This window comes from Psychrobacter sp. ANT_WB68, from assembly GCF_008369115.1.
Classification (GTDB): Bacteria; Pseudomonadota; Gammaproteobacteria; order Pseudomonadales; family Moraxellaceae; genus Psychrobacter.
Genome location: NZ_VOAZ01000003.1, coordinates 502,457 through 522,652, shown reverse-complemented (window position 1 = coordinate 522,652; position 20,196 = coordinate 502,457). Strand labels below are relative to the sequence as shown.

Annotated in this window: 17 protein-coding genes; 1 reads left to right on the top strand and 16 read right to left on the bottom strand. The window is 43.6% G+C overall.

The genetic code is table 11. From position 1 onward, the window contains the following. Positions 1-81: 81 nt before the first annotated feature. The 7 genes from FQ084_RS10680 to FQ084_RS10650 form a co-directional block, all read right to left on the bottom strand. Complete coding sequence (locus FQ084_RS10680) at positions 82-1,836, bottom strand: AMP-binding protein (RefSeq protein ID WP_149490604.1); 1,755 nt, start codon at positions 1,834-1,836, stop codon at positions 82-84. Between the two features lie 278 nt (positions 1,837-2,114). Beyond that, positions 2,115-3,872 (bottom strand): AMP-binding protein, encoded by a 1,758-nt coding sequence (locus FQ084_RS10675; RefSeq protein WP_149490603.1) that lies wholly within the window; start codon positions 3,870-3,872, stop codon positions 2,115-2,117. A 355-nt stretch (positions 3,873-4,227) separates the two neighbouring features. Then, entirely contained in the window at positions 4,228-5,460 is a 1,233-nt protein-coding gene (locus FQ084_RS10670; RefSeq protein ID WP_149490602.1) for an FAD-dependent oxidoreductase, read from the bottom strand. A gap of 153 nt (positions 5,461-5,613) precedes the next feature. Then, the gene (locus FQ084_RS10665) at positions 5,614-6,333 is read right to left on the bottom strand and encodes an amino acid ABC transporter ATP-binding protein (RefSeq protein ID WP_188032955.1); all 720 of its coding nucleotides are present in this window, start codon (positions 6,331-6,333) and stop codon (positions 5,614-5,616) included. Positions 6,334-6,516: 183 nt separating this feature from the next. Beyond that, positions 6,517-7,188: an ABC transporter permease subunit gene (locus tag FQ084_RS10660; RefSeq protein WP_149490600.1), complete on the bottom strand. Its 672-nt coding sequence runs from the start codon at positions 7,186-7,188 to the stop codon at positions 6,517-6,519. After that, positions 7,185-7,931 (bottom strand): amino acid ABC transporter permease, encoded by a 747-nt coding sequence (locus FQ084_RS10655; RefSeq protein WP_149490599.1) that lies wholly within the window; start codon positions 7,929-7,931, stop codon positions 7,185-7,187. The genes FQ084_RS10660 and FQ084_RS10655 overlap by 4 nt, the downstream gene beginning before the upstream one ends. A gap of 95 nt (positions 7,932-8,026) precedes the next feature. After that, complete coding sequence (locus FQ084_RS10650) at positions 8,027-9,010, bottom strand: glutamate/aspartate ABC transporter substrate-binding protein (RefSeq protein WP_188032947.1); 984 nt, start codon at positions 9,008-9,010, stop codon at positions 8,027-8,029. Between the two features lie 385 nt (positions 9,011-9,395). Here FQ084_RS10650 and FQ084_RS10645 point away from each other — a divergent pair, with 385 nt between their 5' ends. Continuing rightward, positions 9,396-10,376 carry an Hsp33 family molecular chaperone HslO gene (locus FQ084_RS10645; RefSeq protein ID WP_149490597.1) on the top strand — a complete coding sequence of 327 codons (981 nt, stop codon included), beginning with the start codon at positions 9,396-9,398 and terminating at the stop codon, positions 10,374-10,376. Between the two features lie 146 nt (positions 10,377-10,522). Here FQ084_RS10645 and FQ084_RS10640 read toward each other — a convergent pair whose 3' ends face one another. The 9 genes from FQ084_RS10640 to FQ084_RS10600 form a co-directional block, all read right to left on the bottom strand. Continuing rightward, complete coding sequence (locus FQ084_RS10640; RefSeq protein WP_149490596.1) at positions 10,523-11,992, bottom strand: alpha/beta fold hydrolase; 1,470 nt, start codon at positions 11,990-11,992, stop codon at positions 10,523-10,525. Between the two features lie 283 nt (positions 11,993-12,275). Beyond that, positions 12,276-12,989, bottom strand: a complete 714-nt coding sequence (locus FQ084_RS10635; protein ID WP_149490595.1) for a fumarylacetoacetate hydrolase family protein — start codon at positions 12,987-12,989, stop codon at positions 12,276-12,278. Between the two features lie 67 nt (positions 12,990-13,056). Next, positions 13,057-13,782, bottom strand: a complete 726-nt coding sequence (locus tag FQ084_RS10630; RefSeq protein ID WP_149490594.1) for an ABC transporter permease — start codon at positions 13,780-13,782, stop codon at positions 13,057-13,059. A gap of 12 nt (positions 13,783-13,794) precedes the next feature. Next, positions 13,795-14,529 (bottom strand): ABC transporter permease, encoded by a 735-nt coding sequence (locus FQ084_RS10625; protein WP_149490593.1) that lies wholly within the window; start codon positions 14,527-14,529, stop codon positions 13,795-13,797. 485 nt (positions 14,530-15,014) lie between these two features. Continuing rightward, positions 15,015-15,965, bottom strand: a complete 951-nt coding sequence (locus FQ084_RS10620) for an ABC transporter substrate-binding protein (protein ID WP_410477341.1) — start codon at positions 15,963-15,965, stop codon at positions 15,015-15,017. Between the two features lie 117 nt (positions 15,966-16,082). Continuing rightward, complete coding sequence (locus FQ084_RS10615) at positions 16,083-17,021, bottom strand: transporter substrate-binding domain-containing protein (RefSeq protein WP_149490592.1); 939 nt, start codon at positions 17,019-17,021, stop codon at positions 16,083-16,085. 127 nt (positions 17,022-17,148) lie between these two features. Then, positions 17,149-17,949 carry a transporter substrate-binding domain-containing protein gene (locus tag FQ084_RS10610; RefSeq protein WP_188032946.1) on the bottom strand — a complete coding sequence of 267 codons (801 nt, stop codon included), beginning with the start codon at positions 17,947-17,949 and terminating at the stop codon, positions 17,149-17,151. Between the two features lie 285 nt (positions 17,950-18,234). Next, on the bottom strand, positions 18,235-19,032 hold the full coding sequence (locus FQ084_RS10605) for an ABC transporter ATP-binding protein (protein ID WP_149490590.1): 798 nt from the start codon (positions 19,030-19,032) through the stop codon (positions 18,235-18,237). A 402-nt stretch (positions 19,033-19,434) separates the two neighbouring features. After that, complete coding sequence (locus FQ084_RS10600; RefSeq protein ID WP_149490589.1) at positions 19,435-19,779, bottom strand: hypothetical protein; 345 nt, start codon at positions 19,777-19,779, stop codon at positions 19,435-19,437. Positions 19,780-20,196: the final 417 nt, after the last annotated feature.

The window sequence follows — 20,196 nt, the reverse complement described above, 5'->3', positions numbered from 1 at the left end:
AGAGTTATTCTAGCTGCTGGTTATTTTAGTCTTTACTAATATAAGTCATTAGTAAAATAAGAAATAAAACAGCTCAAGTTTTTATAGACCCAATTCTTCTTTCATCTGTTCAATAATTTTATATTTCTGAATTTTACCAGTGATGGTCATCGGGTACTCAGTCACAAAGCGATAATAGGTCGGCACTTTATAATGGGCGATATGCTCACTACAGAATTGGCGTACTTCTTCTTCCGTTAAGCAGCCCTCTTCTTTAGGAATAATCCAAGCAGCCAATACTTCGCCATAACGCTTATCTGGGATGCCAACGATTTGTACATCACGAATTTTCGGATGGCGATAGAGATAATTCTCGACTTCTACTGGATAGATGTTTTCACCACCGCGGATGACCATATCTTTACTACGACCAACGACTTTGACATAGCCATCTTCGTCCATGGTCGCCAAATCACCAGTATGCATCCAGCCATCTTGAATGGCCTCACGCGTTTTAAAGCGGCTACCCCAATAGCCTTTCATTACTGAGTAACCACGAGTCAGTAACTCACCAGTCTCACCTAACGGTACAATCTCACCTGTTTCGGTATCGATGACTTTGACTTCAAGCGCTGGCTGCACGAGTCCTACGGTCGAGACTTGCTTATCAAGTGGCGTATGCTCATTGGTCTGGCAAGATACGGGACTGGTTTCGGTCATGCCATAAGCAATGGTCACTTCCTTCATGTGCATCTCATCGATGACGCGACGCATGACCTCAATCGGACAGCTAGAGCCTGCCATAATGCCAGTACGCAAAGTGGATAAATCGAAATTTTTAAATTCAGGATGGTCAAGCTCAGCGATAAACATCGTTGGAACGCCATGTAGCCCCGTACATTTTTCTTCTTCGACTGCTTTTAATACTGACAAAGGCTCAAAACCATCGTTCGGATAGACGATACAACCGCCATGTGTAAGAATCGCCAAGTTACCAAGTACCATACCGAAGCAATGATACAAAGGTACCGGAATGCACAGCCTATCTTCTTCAGTGAGATTCATAGCCTCACCAATAAAATAGCCGTTATTCAGGATATTGCGGTGGCTTAAGGTGGCACCTTTTGGCGTACCGGTTGTGCCACTAGTGAACTGTACATTGATAGCATCCGTGTTTCTGAGCTGGGCTTGGCGCTCTGCAACACGCGGATCGTTGGCATCACCTTCAGCCATCCAAGCCGAAAACTTCTGCATATAATTAAACTCTTCATCAGAGTTTGGCTCATCAATCCAAATAATGCGCTCAATCGTCGGAATCTCGACCAAATCAAGCTGAGTATAATCTTTATGATAAATCTCAGGGCACAGCTCGCGAATCAGACTCGCATAGTCGCTGCTTTTGAAATGGCGCATCAATACCAATGCTGAACAGCCCAATTTATTCAACGCATATTGTAGCTCAAAGGTACGATAGGCAGGATTGATATTGACTAGGATAACGCCGGCTTTCGCGGTGGCTAATTGCATCAGCAGCCATTCAGCATTGTTGTGCGACCAGATACCGATACGATCGCCAATCTCAAGTCCCATCTCAATCATACTGCTTGCCAGCTGATTGACTTGCTGCTGTAGCTCACGATAAGTCCAGCGGATATTTTGGTGACGTACAACCAGTGCTTCGCGTTCAGGATATTTAGAGACGATAGCATCAAAAAAGTCACCAATGGTCGCTTCTATCAGCGGCACATCAGGACCTTTATCATAGCTTTGGGTGAGTGGCGCATTTGCCGAGCGTGCACCCATATTGATGCTAGGAATATTAGCTAAGATAGTATTGAAATCAATATTTTGCGTCATAACGAGTCCTTTCGTTTTACTTTTTATGGTGCTTATTGGTCGCCTATGACCTCTTCATTCTTCCTTGAACAGGTCTTGACTGGCGTTAACTACTATACCGCCTTAAATCGAAAGCTGTCAATAATAGTAATACAATATGTATCATTTAAAAAGAAGATATAAAATCAATTTATCATTGATTGCTAGATGACGAGTCTTTTATATGACTTAAATCGGAAAAGCCAGCCTTATACCATAATAGTAAAAAGCTGGCTTTTCCAGTGATTAATAGTTTCAAGTTATCCTAGACCCAATTCCTCCACCATTTGCTCAACTATTTTATATTTCTGAATTTTTCCGGTGACGGTCATTGGATATTCAGTCACGAAGCGGAAATAGGTCGGCACTTTATAATGAGCAATATGTTCACGACAAAACTGTCTTATCTCTTCTTCACTTAAGCTATCTATCTCTTTTGCAATAATCCACGCCGCCAATACTTCGCCATACTTTTGATCAGGAACGCCAACTATTTGTACATCGCGAATTTTTGGATGGCGATAGAGATAGTTTTCGACTTCTACTGGATAGATATTTTCGCCGCCACGAATGATCATATCTTTACTACGCCCAACCACAGTAATATAGCCATCTTCATCCATCGTTGCCAAATCACCGGTATGCATCCAGCCATCAGTGATTGCCGCACGGGTTTTAAAGCGGCTGCCCCAATAGCCTTTCATCACCGCATAGCCATACGTATGTAATTCGCCTATCTCTCCAATCGGCACGACTTGACCCGTTTCAGTGTCAACGATTTTGACCTCAAGACCTGGCAGTACCATTCCTACGGTAGAGACTCTCTTTTCAAGTGGCGTTTGCGAGCTGGTCTGACAAGAAGCTGGACTGGTCTCAGTCATGCCATAAGCAATGGTAACTTCCTTCATGTGCATCTTATCCATCACACGGCGCATGACCTCAATCGGACAGCTAGAGCCGCCCATGATACCGGTGCGCAAGCTGGACAAATCAAAGCTATCGAAGTCTGGATGATCGAGCTCCGCGATAAACATCGTCGGTACGCCAAGCAAAGCGGTACATTTCTCCTCTTCGACCGTCTGCAATACCGTTAGCGGATCAAAACCATCATTAGGATAAACCGCACAGCCACCATGAGTTAAAATGGCGAGATTACCACCCACCATGCCAAAGCAGTGATACAGCGGTAATGGAATACACAGCCTATCATCACAGGTTAACTTCATGCCTTCGCCAAGAAAATAGCCATTATTCAAGATATTACGATGGCTTAAGGTGGCGCCTTTCGGTGTCCCTGTTGTGCCACTGGTAAACTGCACACTAATAGCATCAGTATTCTTAAGCTGGGCTTGGCGCTCTGCGACGCGTGGATCATTGGCATCACCTTCCGCCATCCAATCCGAAAATTTTTGCATAAAATTAAAATTTTCATCACTGTCTGGCTCATCAATCCAAATGATGCGCTCAATCGTCGGAATCTCGACCAAATCAAGTTGCTGATAATTCTTATGATAAATCTCAGGACACAGCTCACGAATCATCTGTGTATAGTCGCTGCTTTTAAAATGACGCATCAATACCAATGCCGAACAGCCCAGTTTATTCAGTGCATATTGCAGCTCAAAGGTACGATAAGCAGGATTGATATTAACTAGGATTACACCGATTTTCGCTGTCGCTAATTGCATCAGCAGCCATTCAGCATTGTTATGCGACCAAATAGCGATACGATCGCCTATCTCAAGTCCCATCTCAATAATGCTACTGGCCAACTGATTAACTTTTCCCTGTAAGTCACGATAAGTCCAGCGGATATTTTGATGGCGGGAAACCAAGGCTTCACGCTCAGGATATTTATCAACAATCGCATCAAAAAAATCCCCAATGGTCGCCTCAATCAACTGCACATCAAGTCCTTTATCATGGCTTTGGCTGAGTGGCGCATTTGCCGAGCGCGCACCTACATCAACTTTTGGAACATTATTAAGAATACTGTCAAAATCAGTAAGCTGAGTCATAACGAGTCCTTTCGTTTTACGGTTTAGGGTTTAGGGTTTAGGGTTTTTAGCAGTGCTATAAAAATAGGCTACCAAATTAAATGCGATATTTTTCCTTGAATACTTTTTAATGAATACTCTTTATCGCTATAGATTTATCACCGCAGATTCTGATTAAACTAAACTAAGTTTTAACCAATGATACGGTGCTTTAAATTAAAGAATATCAATAACAATACGATATGTATCGATAATATCAGACTGAAGCGTTCTTAAGTCTAAAATCGATAAAAGAGATGCGGTAGATATCAATAAAAAAAAGCCAGCACTGTATTAGAATGGCAGCACTGGCTATGGCTTAGAGTTTTTTTAATCATTAAACGTTAGGGATGACAGGCGCTTTAATAGTGACTGTTGCGCTAACTTCATTATTATCATCGAGTAAATCCATGATGAGCTCCTCATCAGTTTCAGTCTTTACCTGCCAATTACCAGACGCTTGTGGCACGCCCGTCGCCATTACCGATATCGCTTTGTTTTTTAAGCGAATCATCGGTGGCTTATGATCATAACCGCCGTGCTCTAAACCCAAGATGTCATCAGCAATGGTGGCGGCTTGCGCACGTAATGGCGCGACATAACGGCAAGCAACGCCATTGATAGACATACAGTCGCCAATCGCATAGATATTGTCGGTATTGGTACGCAGCGTTGGCGCATCCACCACGATACCGGTGCGGCGATTGAACTCAACCCCAGCTGCGGTTGGTAATTTATCATCAACGGTCAAACCAGCACTAGCAATCACATGGTCAACAATTAATGTTTCGGGTTGCTGAGCAGTATCACTGTCGGTGGCTGAGGCGACTGCTTCATAACTAACTTGCAGCTTACCCTCACTATTACGGGTGACATCAGATACTTGATAACCGCCTAAAAAGTTAATGCCCTGCGACTGCACTGCTTTGGCAATACGAGCAGTAGCTTGTGGCGGTAGCATCTGTGATAACGGCGCGTCATTCAAATCAATTAGTGTCACTTGATGACCAGCTTTTAATAAGTCTTCGGCGATTTCTGTCCCAACCATTCCGGCACCAACGATGGCAATGTGCTGACTGCCGGTTGCCAGCTTCTCTTGTAATTGTCCAAAACGCTCAATATGATTGACATGCCAGACCAAGTCTTGTGGCAAACTTTTTGGAAAGATAGGATGGGCGCCCATCGCCAGTACCAGCTTGTCATAGCCGATAGTAGCGTAATTGGTATAAACCGGATCTGAGCGCAGCGCCGAGATAAGCTGTACGGTTTGGCTAGTAGGGTCAATATCGGTCACTTGCGTATCGGCAAGCAAGTTAATATTTGCAGCCTTTGCAGCATCGCTACCAGTCGCCCGTACCAAATCCGCTGCATTTTTCTGTTGGCTAATCGCCATCGTTAGCATGGGTTTATGATAACGATCGCCATTATCAGAAGTGATCAAGGTAATCGGAATGTCTTTATCCTTTGCACGAATCGCATCAATGACGTGCCAGCCTGCTAAACCTGCACCGATGATAACGATACCTTTAGATTCTGCTGTTGTCGATGAAAGCATAGTTTTTGGGCTCATACTGACTCCATGATAGATGAGAGATTATTTTATTTTTATGATAGTGACTGCCATTGTATCAGTAAACAGGTATTCACTCACGTAGTGGCTTACAATAAAAAAAGCGTCTATTAATAGACGCTTTAACAAATAATTGAAAAACAGTATTGGATTTTAATGATTGAGAATCTTTGATAAGAACATCTGCGCGCGATCACTTTTCGCGCCTTCAAAAAACTCATCTTTGCTACAGTTTTCGACTATATGACCTTCATCCATAAAGATAATCCGATTCGCGACCTGACTGGCAAAACCCATCTCATGGGTTACGCACATCATGGTCATACCATCACGAGTTAGCTCAACCATCACGTCAAGCACTTCTTGAATCATCTCCGGGTCAAGTGCCGAGGTTGGCTCATCAAACAGCATCGCCACCGGATCCATCGCTAGTGCACGGGCAATCGCAACGCGCTGCTGCTGCCCGCCGGATAGCTCAGCTGGATATTTTGCCGCTTGTACCGTCAGCCCGACGCGGTCGAGATACGCCATGGCTTTTTGTTTGGCCTCGCTTTCTTTACGACCCAACACCTTAATTTGCGCCACTGTCAGATTATCTATAATAGTCAGATGTGGAAACAATTCAAAATGCTGGAATACCATACCGACACTACTGCGCAGTTTGGGTAAATTGGTCTTTGGCGCCCCCACAGAGATACCGTTGACCATAATATCACCTTTTTGAAAAGGCTCAAGTCCATTGACCGTTTTTATCAAGGTTGACTTACCACTACCCGATGGACCACAGACCACCACCACATCACCCTTGTGCACATGGGCGGTACAGTCATTTAGCACCTGAAAGTCGCCATACCATTTGCTGACGCTGCTCATCTTGATGACTATCTCATCGCTCGCATGACCATTGTCGGTGACCAGTCCGCCAAATTTATTTATATACGTGTCAGCATTATTCATTACTGGCTCATTCATCACTGGCTCCTAACTACATTACTTTCACAATTATTAAATAAAGCTCTTCTTATGCAATTTTCGATACCGATTTCATAAAAGCTATTAAAACCTTAAGCGTTTTTGCAGTTGCTGCACGCCTACAGAGGCACTTAAGCTGATGATAAAGTAAATAGCACCAGCGCCCAAAATATAAGGCGTTAATAAGCCCATCAGCTCACCACGGACGTAGGCGGCGCGGAAAAAATCCGTCAAACCAATAGCAAAAACCAACGTCGTATCTTGGAATAAAATAATACATTGCTGCAAAATCAGCGGTAGCATTTTGCGAAAGGCTTGCGGCAAGATAATCAAGCGCATTGTTTGGCCGTAAGTCATCCCAAGCGCTTTGGCGGCATTAACCTGCCCACTGCCGATAGATTGAATACCAGCCCGTACCACCTCTGAAAAGTATGCTGCTTCAAACATCATAAAAGCGACGACACACGAGGTAAAAGCGGTATCTAGCTGTAGATATTTACCAGCTATCCAAAAATAAATCATCGGTACGGCGAAATAAAACCATAGCAGCACCAATAGCAACGGTACTGAACGGAAATAATTGACGTATAGCTTTGCCGGTATCTCAAGTGCTTTGATACCAGATAAGCGCATCAAGGCCAGTACCGTCCCTAAACTGATGCCGCCCAAAATAGCCAAAAACAATACTTTTAAAGTGGTCAGCATCCCACCCATCAATCCAGGATAAGCGGTTGCCAATTCGGTCATCATGCTCATTTCTGACCTCCCGCAATTAGCCCAGGTACACGCAGTTTACGTTCAATTAACCCCATGATAGCAATCAGAGACAGATTAAAGACCAGATAAATAATGGTCGCATAAGTATAAATCTCGAGACTGTTTTGGGTATATTCACTGATGGTTTTGGTCTGACTAATCAGCTCCATTACCCCTACTAAAGACGCCACTGAGGCGTTTTTAAAGCAGTTGGTCAGCTCCGAGCTCAGCGGTGGCAAAATAACTCGAAAGGCTTGCGGCAATAGCACTTCTTTATACGCTTGCGGGATACTAAAGCCGAGCGCGTAGGCGGCGTTTATTTGTCCTTCAGGAAGTGACTCGATACCAGTACGTACTTGTTCGACGATACGCGCCGCGGTAAATAACCCTAAACCAATACTTGCTGACAGCATGGCTGAGGTGTTGGGAGATAAGTCCTTATACCACCAATCCTGTATCGCGGGCGTCAGCCAACCAGGGGCAATATAAAACCAAAAGAATAATTGCACGAGAAGTGGAATATTGCGAAAGAACGTCACATAGGCGGTGCCAATGCTACGAGCAGCCTTATTAGGCAAGGTACGCATAATACCAAAAATGGTACCCACGACCATAGCGATAGCCCACGCGATGCTGCCAATCAATAACAGCCAGCCAAGACCCGTAATCATCCAATGGATATAAAGCTCGTTACCGATACCGGTCTGCTCAAAGAGCACACCCCAGTTCCAGCTATAATTCATGATTGTCTCTCCAAGCAGCGATTGAAAAGCCGACGCGCCAGATTGACATTAAGATCAATCTGAGCGCGTCAGCAAGCTATATTGAGGGACAATGATTACTGTGCAGTCGCTACTTTTGGCTGATCGCTATCATGTGGATTGGCAATCAAGGCTTTTAAGTTATCAGACATCTCAAATTTCAGATTGACATTTTTTGGTGGAATAGGATTCATAAACCATTTGTCATAAATGCTATTGATCTCACCTGATTTAAAGACATTGGCTAATGCTTCATCGACCACCGCTTTGAATTCAGGATCATCTTTACGCATCATACAACCATAAATCTCAAAGGATTGTGGCTCACCAACGATAACCCAGTCATCAGGATTTTTTGCTTTGGCTTTTTCGCCAGCAAGTAGGACGTCATCCATCATAAAGGCATCAGCACGGCCATTTTCTAGCATCAAGAAGGCTTCGCCATGGTCTTTTGCTGAGATGATATTGATGTTCATTTTCTTATCATCGTTGTATTCACGAATATAACGTTCTGAGGTCGTGCCCGCAGTGGTGACCAAGGTTTTACCTTTTAAGTCTTCAAAACCTTTAATACCAGAGTCTTTTTTGGTCAATAGGCGCGTACCGATTTCAAAGAAGCCGTTTGAGAAGGCCACTTGTTTTTGGCGCTCTTCGTTGTTGGTGGTTGAGCCACACTCAAAGTCGACCGTACCGTTTTGCACCAGAGGAATACGAGTTTGCGAAGTAATAAGGTTATAGCGAATTTTTAGATCCGGCATATTCAGCTTTTCTTTTACCGCGTCAACCACTTTCATCTCTAAATCATGGGCATAGCCAATCGGCTGATTTGGGTCATCAGCGATATAAGAGAATGGAATAGAAGAATCACGGTGACCGACCACGATAGTGCCTGACTCTTTGATTTTTTGTAGCGTACCGTTGGCATTCGCAGCCTTTTCTGTCGTAGCCGCCCCATCTGCTGGCGGCGCTTCAGTGCTGGTCTGATTGCTATTATTACAGCCCGCTAAGCCCAACGCCATAAAGGCAACCAAAGTCAACGGTTTAGAGATTAAGTAGGTCATGAGATACATCCTTTTATCACATTATCACAAAATTGAGAGGGGACTTTGGCGCTGTTTAAGCCATTAATGACCTTTATCGCCATGCATCCGTGCTGTTGCTGTTATTTATTACTGTGCAACTTAATGTTACTGTACAACAATTCGAGCAGTGGGGGTAAACTTTTTTTAATGAGGCTAACTTTTAAAATATTTAAGCTTTTAATATTGATGAATAGTCAATAAAACAGACATGAGTATATAGAATGCTTACCGCTATTTAGACGCTTCATAAGAGCATCTATGCTTAATAAATAACTTAAATTCAGCAAGCAATTTAACAGCTATGATTGATAAATCGCGATCAATCCCCATAAAGCTAACAACTTCTTAATACTACCTATGACCTATGACACAAGATATTCAAGCCCCAAATACTGAGAGCCAAGCGGTTGTTCACCACCATGATAACGACGTGCGCCAACGCTTTTTTATCGAAGATTCACCGGTGCGCGGTGATGTGGTGCGCCTATCACGCAGCTATGCGACGACGATTGCGCAAAAGCCCTACCCTGAAGCAATTAAGCGCTTATTGGGTGAGATGCTGACAGCAGCAAGTTTGCTTATCAGTACCGTTAAAATCAATGGTCGTTTATCGATACAGTTGCAGTCAGCAGATAGTGACAGCTTACTGAATTGGGCGATGGCAGAATGTGACCAAGACGGTATCATCCGTGCGCTTGCCAGCTGGAAAGGCGATACTGACGAGCAAGCTCAGGCATGGGAACAGATGACCCATGCTAAAGAAGCCTTTGCGGAGTTGGGTGCTGCCGGTCAAGGGGTATTATTTATCAATATCCAGCCTGATGGCGGCGAGCCGTATCAAGGTATCGTTGAACGTAGCCACGACAATTTGGCTGACTGCTTAGCCCATTATCAAAAACAATCGGCACAGATTCCAACGCTGATTAACTTGGCATCTGACGGTTTGCAAGCGGGTGGTATCTTGGTACAAATGCTACCTCGTACGGCTCAAGAAACTTATGAAGTCGAGCAAAACCAAGACGCTGGTATCGATGATGACTTGTGGACGCGCTTAAGCGTATTAACGCGCACGGTGAAAGCGGAAGAGTTGACCACGCTAGATACCAATGAGATTCTTTATCGCTTATATCATGAAGAAAACGTCGTTGCCCCTGATCCTGTGTCTTTATCATTTGGCTGCACATGCTCACGCGAGAAGTGTGAAATGGCTATCGAGCAAATCGGTGAAACGGAAATCTTAGATATCATCGAAGAGCAAGGTGGTACTTTTGAGATGGATTGCGGGTTCTGCGGTGAAATCTATAAATTTAATAAAGACGATGTAGCCACGATTTTTTCTGAGTAGGCTGTAATTTTATTTATTTGATTGATTGTACGTATTTGATTCCGATTAAGTCAAAAAACCCTTAAGTGTTATGCTTGAGGGTTTTTATCATTCTACGCTTATTGCTCTACACTTATTAAACATGATATTAATGATTTCAAGAATGCTTAATACGCAACTTCATCAATTTCTGGATAAGAGTAGATACGATCATTAAGCGCATACTTCGCTTCATGCGCATCACCTTGGCTATTGGCTGATAACCAAGTAATGATTTGCTGGTGCACTCTATGGTTAGAAATTAGGTTCATATGATTGACACCATAAAAAATCGCCTTATGACCTTCTGGCACATGTAAAGTATGCTCTTCAGTATATTCGCCCAGCGCTGATTCTACTGACACCAGTCCGTCACCGAGCAAGCTTGTGGTCTTAGATTTATAATGAACTTCGACCAAAGCTGCCGCGATCAAATACGTATTGACATGTAAAGGCAAGCGCGTCGGATGGCGGAACTCTGCGGGCAGCACACTGCGACCTTCGGCTGATTTCCAGTCCGCATCGCGAATACTGCCATAACGTAAGTCAATAATACCCGCACTACGCAAATCACCCAGCTTTGCCAGCGAACCTGCAAAAGGCAGCTTAGCGATTTTATCTTGCACAAAATTGCCAATTTGCTCCAAGCTGGCACCATGGTGCGGCGAGCCTAAAGTGATAAGATTGCCCACACGTTGAACCCAGCTAAAACCCTGTTCTTTGCCATAAAACAGCGCGCTACGGCTCACCAAACCGCCCATACTATGACCGATTAAATCAAGCTGGGTGATATCTGGATTACTTTCGACCAAATCTTGCAAGACTTTTGCAAAGTTACGGCCATTATTAGAGATACGTCGGCCGGTATTGTAGTTTAAATACAAAACCGTCGTGTTTGGCAGGCTGCTGCTGAGCTTTTCAGCCAGATTACCCTCTTCAGATATCTGCCAGCTCAAGTGACTCATACAAAGACCATGGCATAAAACAATCACCCTTCCTGACAGTGCGCCACTTTGCACAAAGTTATCTTTATCGTACAGCACCATCGACACTGCTAATGGATTATGATGGGTGATAAGGTGATCGCCCATGACGCCATTTAGGATATTAACCAGGCGGCGTAAGTTTCTTGGTAAGGGTTGTACTTTTTTGGGCTTTAAAACAGTGTTGTAAAGCCGCAACCCTGAGGCGAGATTATTGCCCACCAGTTGCATTGCCTGACGTACCGTACCGTAAATTCTTCCGGTAATACCGCGCTGCCATCGCTCAAGACTGCCTTGATTAAACCGCCCTAAAGGCCGCAATAAAATCTCACGATGGATAGCTTCTACAATATCAGTGACTTCCACCACGCCCATGGTTGCAAGCTGAGCCAAGCCTTCAAAGAAATCAACCAAAGAGATAGGCTGATGCGGTTTGCTATAGCTGTTATCTACAGTCTCTGCGCTCATCTCATCGACATAAATATATTCAAGTTTCGCCAGCTCTTCATAGACATCGCCTTGAAAAGCTTCATCAGCACCCGCTTCACTATCAGGTGAAGGATGAGTTGTGGCAAATAAATCATGAATACTGTCGAAAGGTTTTGGATTGAGCATAATTTTGATACATCAAGCAATTAAGGAAGTTTTACATACTAGCCTGTAAATGCCATAAACAGAAGAGATTGATTTAACTGTCCCGTATCTTTATTGTCAGAGCGGTTACAAGCGCATATATATATATTGTTTACAGTGCTTTTCTGCAGTTTTTATTAAGCAAAAATATGTAATGCTCACACTTAAAGTTTAAAATAAAAAACCCCAAATATCATTTGGGGTTTTGATAGGGATTAGAAATTTTATCATGAACAATTTTTGTTATTCACCGCTAATAAACAGCTTACTTAACCTCTGCATGCCATTCATGCGCACCCAGTGCTAGGGTTAATTGGTCACCTGCTTGTAATATACCAACGCCGCTTGGCGTACCGGTCATAATCACATCACCTGCTTGCAAGCTAAAGGCATGGCTGATATTTACCAATAACTCATAAACAGGAAATAGCATTAAAGCGCTATCACCATCTTGCTTTAGCTCGTTATTAATATTCAGCTGATAATGCACATTTTTAAAATCGCCGAATGCTTGCGGGTCAAGCCAATCGCCAAGCACACAAGCGCCATCAAAGCACTTAGCACGCTCCCATGGATGACCTTTTTCTTTCAACTCAGTTTGCAGCTCACGCAAGGTCAAATCCAATCCTAACGTCACGCCACCAATGGCTTGCTTAGCTTCTTCAATCGTTGCCGCTGATAAGTCTGCGGCTAATTGCACACACAGCTCAGCTTCATAATGGGTCTCGCCATATAGCGATGGATTTGGACGTACAACGCCATGATGGATAGATACCACCGAAGAGGCAGGCTTCATAAATAATATCGGTGCTTTAGGTACTTCATTGCCTAATTCTTCAGCATGCGCTGCGTAGTTACGACCGACGCAGACCACCTTACCGATAGACGCACGTAAACGCTCATTGGCATCATTAACACTATTATCATTAACGCCCGCAGCAATCGCCTCAGCTAAAGACATATGTGGTGATTGGCTCATATTAGATTCTCACGGCAATTTATAAAATTATGGCTAGATTTTTACTTTATATTCACTATCAATACAACTAAGGAATCGTATTGGTGACGACATCTGGTGGTACATAACTGGCATGGCGATTCATGCGTTTTTCGAACAATCTAAAGCTAAATAAGATAACCCACGATAGCAATAGGTAAACCACACCGGCGGCAAAGAACAATTCCATCAAGGTATAGGTGCGCGCACTAATGGTACGGGCGACGCCAGTGATATCCATCAAAGCAATGGTTGATGCCAGCGCACTACCTTTGAGCATAAAAATAACTTCGTTACTGTAAGCGGGAATCACGATACCAAAGGCACGCGGTAAAGTAATACGGGTCAGCTTCTGCCATTTTGACATCCCAATTGCATCGGCGGCTTCAAGCTCGCCCACAGGGATATTTTGGATAGCACCGCGAATAATCTCTGCCAAATACGCACTGGTATTAAGGGTAAAGGCAATGATGGCACACCAATACGCTTGGCTAAGGACCGGCTCCCACAAGAACGAGTTACGTACCGCTTCAAACTGCCCAAGGCCATAATAAATCAGGAATATCTGTACCAAGAGCGGCGTGCCACGGAAAAAGAAGATATATAAAAACGGTAAGACTTGTACTAGCCAATTTTTAGATAACCGCAATAACGCCAAAATTAAACCAAAAAACAGCCCGATAATACCCGAGAAAACGACTAGCTGTACGGTCAATACCGCGCCATTAAGTAAATCAGGGATATGGTCAAAAATGACCTGCCAATTCCAATCCATAGTATCTCTCCTCTACCCTATGGTCGATTGACGGTGGGTTGTTTGACGGCTCAGCTTTTTGGCATAACGTGCTGCCGGATTAGCACGCCACTCAAGCCACATCATAAAGCCGGTAATCAACATGGTCAGACCCAAATAAATAATCGCCGCTGCCATATAAAAGGTAAATGGCTGCTGTGTCGACTGCGCCGCACGCGAGGACTGATACATGATGTCTTTGAGACCCACGACCGAGACCAATGCCGTGTCTTTGAGTAATACCAAAAACAGATTGCCCAGACCTGGCAGCGCAATTTGCCACACTTGCGGCAACGTAATACGATAAAAGGTCTGAAAAGGACGCATCCCTATCGCTTGCGCGGCCTCGCGCTGCCCTACTGGAATCTCTTGAATCGACATGCGAAAAATTTCAGTCGCATAAGCGCCAAAAGCAATAGACAATGCCATCACACCGCCCCAAAAAGCGCTAATCTCGACATAGTCGTTATAGCCAAACTTTTTGAGGATGCTCATCAGCACGATAGAGCCGCCATAATAGATAAAGAGTACCAAGAGCAGCTCAGGAATACCGCGCATCGTGGCGGTATAAACCGTCGCAAGCTTACGCAGCAGCCAGATATTAGACAGCTTTGCTGTGGCACCGAGCAAACCTAACGCCATTCCGATGACCAAACTGGTCATGGCAAGTTTTATGGTGACGGTTGCGCCGCTTAGTAATAGCGCGCCAAATCCTTGTAAATCAAACACAATTATCCACTCAGTCTCTTTATATTAGCAAGTTGCAAAATATGAGTTAAAAGAATCAGCATCAATAGCTGAGCGCTGCTGATAATCGTCTGCTAGACCAAATAGAGCTTGGCCTTTTACGTCACAGAGTGACGTCAGATAAATACGATTATTGCGGCGGTAATTGACACAGTAGAAATGAGCGCTGATTTTATCATATTCGTCACCAGCTATGTTAATACTGACATGTAAAAGCGCTGTCTAAATAGATGCTTATCAGCATAAATATCAAATAAATCAGTAAGATTTGATAAAAGTTGACCGTTAATCCCACTTAGAACTTAATGATTTGCTATAAAAAGCAAAAAAAGACATCACTATTATGGCAATGTCTTTATGCTCAAATACCCTCATGCTTATTAAGACACTATTTAATAAGTTATTAAGAAGCGATTCATCCAGTTGTGAATACAGTGATAATTCTGTGCAAGAATAATACTGAGCCGTTACTGTACTGCGCTCTCTACCGCTGGTGCTTCTGTTGGCGTCGCGCTTGCTGGTACAGCAAAATACTTTTGATTGATTTTATCATAAGTACCATTGGACTTTAGAGTGGCCAATGATTTATTAATTTTTGCTTGCAGTGCTGCATCATTAGGACGCACAGCTATCGCAAAATTGTCATTTATATCAATCTCATCGCCTTTTAGCACGTACTCGCTACCTGACGGTGAGCCAAGCCACTCTAACGCCGGTAGTTTGTCAGATATCATGGCATCGACGCGACCTGCACCTAAATCTAAAAACGCATTACTCAAGGTATCATAGAGCTTCATATTGGCTTTTGGATAAGCATTTTCTAACCACTGTGAAGAGATGGTCGAGCGCTGCGCCGCAATAGAATGTGCATTAATATCGCTGCTATTGGCTGGATCAAAGCTGCTGTCTTTTTTGGCTAAAAACACCAAAGCGTTACTAAAGTACGGATCGGTAAAAGCAACTTGTTTTGCACGCTCAGGCGTCACTGACATCGCCGCGACGATGGCATCGTATTTACCAGCCTTGAGACCAGGAATAATGCCGTCCCAATCTTGCGCTATGATTTCACAGGTCATCTGCATATCGGCGCAGATTGCATTGGCTATTTCAACATCGAAGCCGCCCAATGTCCCATCAGCATTGGTATAGTTAAAGGGTGCATAAGCCCCTTCGGTACCGATACGCAGTACATTATCATCAGCCGCAGCGGTATTATTTTCAGTCGCTTCCTTGGTGTTGGTGGCATCTGAGCTAACGTTTTCATTAGTCTCGTTTTGACCATTGCTGCAACCCGCCAAAGCCAACAGCGCAGCTAGGGCTAGCATCGTCTTTGTCTTCGGATTTGAGAAACGCTTGCTAGGTGACGAAATGATAGCAGACGTAGTAGTCATGCAGGCTGGGACAAGATGGTTGCTCATAATCATCCTTGATGTTATTACAGAGTAAAATACTATAAACGGGATAAAGCACGCTTTAGTTAAAACGTGCTTTATTAAAACCAGCTCTTACCTAATAGACCTTTGTTAAAAGCTCTATTATTTAGTCGCCGCTTCTGCTTGTTCTTCTTTGGCGATAACAGCATTGGCATCGACATTACCTTCATCAACGACCACCACTTCTTTGACACCGTCAGTCGCCACTGCTTTTTGCGCCGCAGCCGTTGAACTGGTACCAAAATAGCTACCGGTAAGTTGATCATAAGTGCCATTGTCTTTTAGTTCAGCCAAAGCTTTATTAAACTTAGCGACTAACGGATCACCTTTACGGAAGGCAATACCCATGGCATCCTCACTGGTGCTGATTTCCTGTCCTTTGACTTCGTAGCCTTTACCGGCTTCAGTTTTTAGCCAGTCGATACCCGTTACTTTATCAGACATCATGGCACGGACACGACCTGAAGTTAGGTCTAGGTAAGCATTGTCTTGGGTGTCATAAAGTTTGATGTCAGAATCGGCATGTTTTTCTTGCAGATATTGTGAGGCAACCGTTGAGCGCTGTGACGCGATCGGCTGACCTTTGAGAGAGTCTACACTGATGTCATCGCCTTTTTTACCAATTAGGATGATGCCAGTATGAAAGTATGGGTCGCTAAATTCTACGACTTCTTGACGCTCAGGGGTGATTGACATACCCGCGATGGCCGCATCAAACTTCTGCGCATTCAGTCCTGGAATCAAACCATCCCAGTCTTGCGAGATAACTTCACAGTCAGCTTTCATTTGCGCACATAGAGCGTCAACCAGCTCAATCTCATAGCCGATTAATTTGCCATCAGCATCAGTATAACTAAAAGGTTTATAGCTTGATTCTGTGGCGATTTTGATATTTAAAGGCGCCTCAGTAGCGGCAGCTGTTTCAGTACTTTCAACTGGTGCCGAGCTGTTATTACAAGCAGTAAGCATAAGCATCGCTGCACTCAGTGGTGCAAGCCACAATGCTTTTTTGCTCATTGATGATGTCATTGAAGTGATCATAAGGTTATTCCTTAATATATTTACCAGCCGTGTATTAATCCGCAGTGTGTTCGTCAGTTATTCGTCAATCAACGCTTCTCGAAGCAGTCTAATCATTAAAGACTCTTCCCAGAGCATATCAAGCAAATTATTGACCGAAATTTTCCTGTTCAAGACGGGCAAGCTCACCGTTGCTACGGATTTCGCTCAGCGCTTTGTTAAAGTTGTCTTTGATTGGATCGCCTTTACGCACAGCAATGGCAATATTATCGTCATTATCAATCTCTTCGCCTACGATACCGAAACCTTCTGGGTTGTCCGCTAACCATGATTTGGCGGAGACTTTTTCAGCAAGCACCGCATCACTTCGACCAGATTTTAGGTCTAAATAAGCATTGTCATAATTATCATAGAGCTTGACGGTGTTACCGTCTTTGCCTTCATAATTGTCTTGTAAATACGCACCAGGTGTCGTTGAACGTTGACCGCCCAAAGTTAAGCTTTTGATTGATTTAGGATCAAAGCCGCTTTTGGTATCGGTTAGCCAAACCATGGTATTGGCAAAGTAGGGTTCGCTAAAATCAACTTTCTCTTGACGCTCAGCCGTGATAGACATACCAGCGATGACGGCGTCATATTTTTGCGCCAATAAGCCTGGAATAATACCGTCCCAATCTTGGGCGACAATCTCACATTTGGCTTGCATCTGCGCACATAGTGCATTGGCAACATCGATATCGAAACCCGCCAAGCTGCCATCGGCATTAGTATAGTTAAAAGGAGGGTAAGCGCCCTCGGTGGCGATACGAATGGTCTTCCCAGCCGTTTCTGCAGCAGGGGCATCAGTGTTGGTATCGGTGGCTTCGTTAGCAGGCTGACTACAAGCACCAAGCATAAGCGCGGCGGTGACGGTCATCGATGACCACAATAGGCGAGAATTCGACATCATACATTCCTTAAATTCTGATAGGTTTTTTTAATATAGGGTTCTGATATTTTGTTCTCTGACGTCCCTGCCAGATACGCAATTTAATTAACAGAAGACACAAGCAGCCGTTACTAGCAACTGCCTGTAAACCTTTTGATAATACCTGACTCAAATATCAAAAACAAACGTTTTGCATACCGACTGTGATTATTGAGTAATAAACGCTCTAAGAAGATTACTAACAAGCAATTTTGGCGTTTTAATCGTTTAAAAACCATTAAAATTGAAGCAATTGAAAACTGTGTTTTAGTTTTGGCGGTGTGCTGCCATAAAGTCTTTAACACGCTCAGATTTTGGATTATCAAAAACCTGCTCAGGCGTACCAATCTCTTCAATAACGCCTTGATGTAAAAATACCACTTTGCTCGACACTTCACGCGCAAAACGCATCTCATGGGTTACAATCAACATGGTACGCCCTTCTTCTGCCAGCTCGCGCATAACGGCTAGCACCTCATTGACCAGCTCAGGGTCCAAAGCAGAAGTCGGCTCATCAAACAATAGTACTTGTGGCTTCATCGCAAGCGCGCGTGCAATAGCAACACGCTGACGCTGACCGCCGGATAAATTTTCTGGATACGCGTCTTTTTTATCGAGCAAACCGACTTTATCGAGCAGTTTTTCTGCATCGCTAATGGCTTGGTCTTTTTTGATTTTCAGAACCTGCGTTGGTCCTTCAATAATATTTTGCAAAATGGTCTTGTGCGGCCACAAGTTAAAGTTTTGGAAAACAAAACCCACGCGCGCACGTAAGCTTTCGAGCTGCTTGATATCTGCCGCTTGCAATTCGCCTGACTTATTAGGTTTTAGCATCAGCTCATCATTACCAATGATGATACGACCCTGATTGGGCTTTTCTAGCAGATTAATACAGCGTAGCAAGGTCGACTTACCGGAGCCGGATGAGCCTAAAATAGAGATAACGTCGCCATCATAGGCGGTGAGAGACACCCCTTTTAGCACGTCTAATGAGCCATAGCTTTTATGGACGTCTTGTAAATCTAAGGCGATAGGCCGAGTCGAATTCTTTGCAGTATCAGGCATGGTTTAGCAGACTTCCAATAAATATGAGTAAAAAAGTGCGCTATCAAAAAGCTCTCTAAAGAGCCACTGTATCAATAATAACAGTATCGATAGTAGCCAGATCAATATGAGTCATTCGAAGCTAAAGGCACTATCGAGGATTACTTTAATAGCGCTGTTTTAATAGCATCGTTTTGATAACATTATGAGGGGTTCAATAAAGGCGCGATATTGTCGCCTATAATGCAAGAAAAAGGCAAACCCAGTTTCTTTTGCCCATTAGGTTTTGACACTACAATACCCTTCATAAAATGAGGCCCATAACGCACCGTCAGTTATGGGCCTCATTTTATCATCTTAACACCGTTAGCGCTGTTTTATCTGCTGACTTAATCAATCGAAGTCAGTCAGAACTTAGCAAGACTAGTAAGTGGAAACATGTTCTTCGCTTTCAGTACCATCGAGTACTTCCGCATCATCGGCAGTTGCTACTGCAACATCATCATTTTCACCGACTGCCATACCTTGGTTGGTGTTGTTGCTGCTGCCATTCGCACTGGCAATTGCGACATCATCAGTGCTGCCTGCAGTTGCGACGCCCGTTGCTTCATCTTCTACCGCTGTCTGCGCATCAGCTGTTGGTTCGACATCCATCGGTGCCTCGTCTTTTTTACCGCAGGCGCTGATACTTAATGCCGCTGCCACTAAGCCAATCGTTAACCAGTTTTTATACGCATTCTTTTCAATAGCCATTTTATTCTCCATCATGAGTATTTATCCTACTAGTCACTGCTATTCATCTTATTAATAGCGTGGTGAGCTAATATCTTAGCGCCCACTATACGCACGACTTATAATCATTACCTTAGCAATTACAGCGCAGTTCTGTTAAAAATACGTAACAGCACACTGAGTTCTAGCTGCTCATCTTTTATTTTAAAGTACTATTCCTATTCTTATTGATAAAAACCAAATAATAGTAAAAACATAAAACCAAATGTTTATAAAAGATAATCGAAAACAACGCTAAAAAACTCTGCAGTGCTTGATAAACGGTCTTTGTTCACAAAATCGACTTTACTATGGTCTTCATCTCCTCTATGTTAAATAGCAGAGCATTTTCAGATTCTGAAAAAACATATTTTTGTAGATTAGTGATGATAATTGGCAGTTCTACTGCTTTTC